Here is a 2054-nt window from a genome sequence, read left to right as displayed (position 1 = left end):
GGGCGGAAGGCCGGTTCCGGGCCGTTGCTGCTCGGGGTGCGGCATCACGGGCCCGGGTCGGCGCGGGCGGTGCGGGCGGCGCTGGACGCGGCCCGGCCCCGGGTCGTGCTGATCGAGGGGCCGCCCGAGGCCGACGCGCTGATTCCGCTGGCCGCGGAGGAGGACATGCGGCCCCCGGTGGCGCTGCTCGCCCATGCCGTGGACGAGCCCGGACGTTCGGCGTTCTGGCCGCTGGCCGAGTTCTCCCCGGAGTGGGTGGCGATCCGCTGGGCGCTGGAGCACGAGGTCCCGGCCCGGTTCATCGACCTGCCGGCCACGCACACCCTGGCGTGGGGGAAAGACGAGACGGGGGCACAGGGCGACACGGGCACGCACGGGCCGGACGACGCGACAGCCGGTGGTGGCGCGGGTGGTGTCGGTGGTGCGGGTGACGTGGGACCGGCCGCGCAGGGTCCCCTGCCGTCGGGGACGAACGACACCGGGGCGCCGGACACACCTGTCACCGGCCCCTCCGCGGAGCGCTCTGTCCGGGCCGCCGCTGAGAACGCCGCCCCGGTGGAGGGCGAGGCACCGCCCGCCGACGGGGGCACCGCCCCGGGGGACGAGCCCGCCGTGCACGAGGCCGTCCGTGTGGATCCGCTCGGCGTGCTCGCCGAGGCTGCCGGATACGACGACCCCGAGCGGTGGTGGGAGGACGTCGTCGAGCACAGGGGCACGGGCCAGGGGGACGTGTTCGAGCCCTTCACCGTGCTGGAAGAGGCGATGGGGGTCCTGCGGGAGACGTACGGCACCGGCGGACACGACCGGGACCTCGTGCGGGAGGCGTACATGCGGCTCCAGGTACGGGCGGCACAGCGGGAGTTCGGGGACGATGTGGCCGTGGTGTGCGGAGCCTGGCACGTGCCCGCGCTGCGGCGGAAGAGCACGGTCGCCGCCGACAAGGCCCTGCTGAAGGGGCTCCCCAAGGTCAAGGCGGACATGACCTGGGTGCCGTGGACGCATCGCAGGTTGTCGCGACACAGCGGCTACGGCGCGGGGATCGACTCGCCCGGCTGGTACGGGCACCTGTTCGGCGCGCCGGACCGGCCCGTGGAGCGGTGGCTGACCAAGGTGGCTGGCCTGCTCCGAGAAGAGGACAGGATCGTGTCCTCGGCACACGTCATCGAGGCCGTACGGCTGGCCGAGACGCTCGCGGCGATGCGCGGCCGTCCCCTGCCGGGTCTGAGCGAGACGACCGACGCGGTGCGGGCGGTGATGTGCGAGGGCTCGGACGTGCCGTTGGCGCTGGTGCACGACCGGCTGGTGGTGGGGGACGTCCTGGGAGAGGTGCCGCAGGCGGCGCCCGCGGTGCCGTTGCAGCGGGACCTCGACCGGATCCAGCGGCGGCTGCGGCTCAAACCGGAGGCGCTGGAGCGGGAGTTGGAGCTGGACCTGCGCAAGGAGTCCGATGCCGGGCGCAGCAGGCTGCTGCACCGGCTGCGGCTCCTGGGCGTGGAGTGGGGCGAGCCGGCGCTCTCGCGAGGGAGTACGGGCACGTTCCGGGAGACGTGGCGGCTGCGCTGGGAGCCCGAGCTGTCGGTGCGGGTCGCCGAGGCGGGGGTGTGGGGCACGACCGTGCTCGCCGCGGCGACGGCCAAGGCGGAGGCGGACGCCGTCTCCGCGTCGGGGCTCGCCGACGTCACCGCCCTCGCCGAGCACTGTCTGCTGGCCGAACTCCCCGACGCCCTGCCGACGGTGATGCAGATCCTCGCCGACCGCGCCGCGCTGGACGCGGACGTCGGCCATCTCGCCCAGGCCCTGCCCGCCCTGGTCCGTTCGCTGCGCTACGGCGACGTGCGCGGTACCGACACCGGCGCCCTGACGGAGGTCGCCGCGGGCCTCGCCGAGCGCGTCTTCGTCGGTCTGCCCCCCGCCTGTGTCGCACTGGACGCGGAGGCGGCGGAGGAGATGCGGCGGCATGTGGACGCGGTCCACGGGGCGGTGGGGCTGCTGGGCGACGCGGAGGCACCAGGGGACGCGATCGAGGTTGAACGGACTTCGGTTCACCGGGGGCT

General features: G+C 75.0%; 1 protein-coding gene. It reads left to right on the top strand.

Going from position 1 to position 2054, the window contains the following annotated elements:
- A partial coding sequence (locus tag EHS43_RS43330; protein ID WP_260470989.1) for a DUF5682 family protein occupies positions 1-2054 on the top strand: 2054 nt, incomplete at both ends.

It is taken from the genome of Streptomyces sp. RP5T, from assembly GCF_003933965.1.
In the GTDB taxonomy this organism is placed as follows: domain Bacteria; phylum Actinomycetota; class Actinomycetes; order Streptomycetales; family Streptomycetaceae; genus Streptomyces.
The sequence above is the reverse complement of the archived record's forward strand: the minus strand, read 5'-3'. Positions and strand labels throughout refer to the sequence as shown.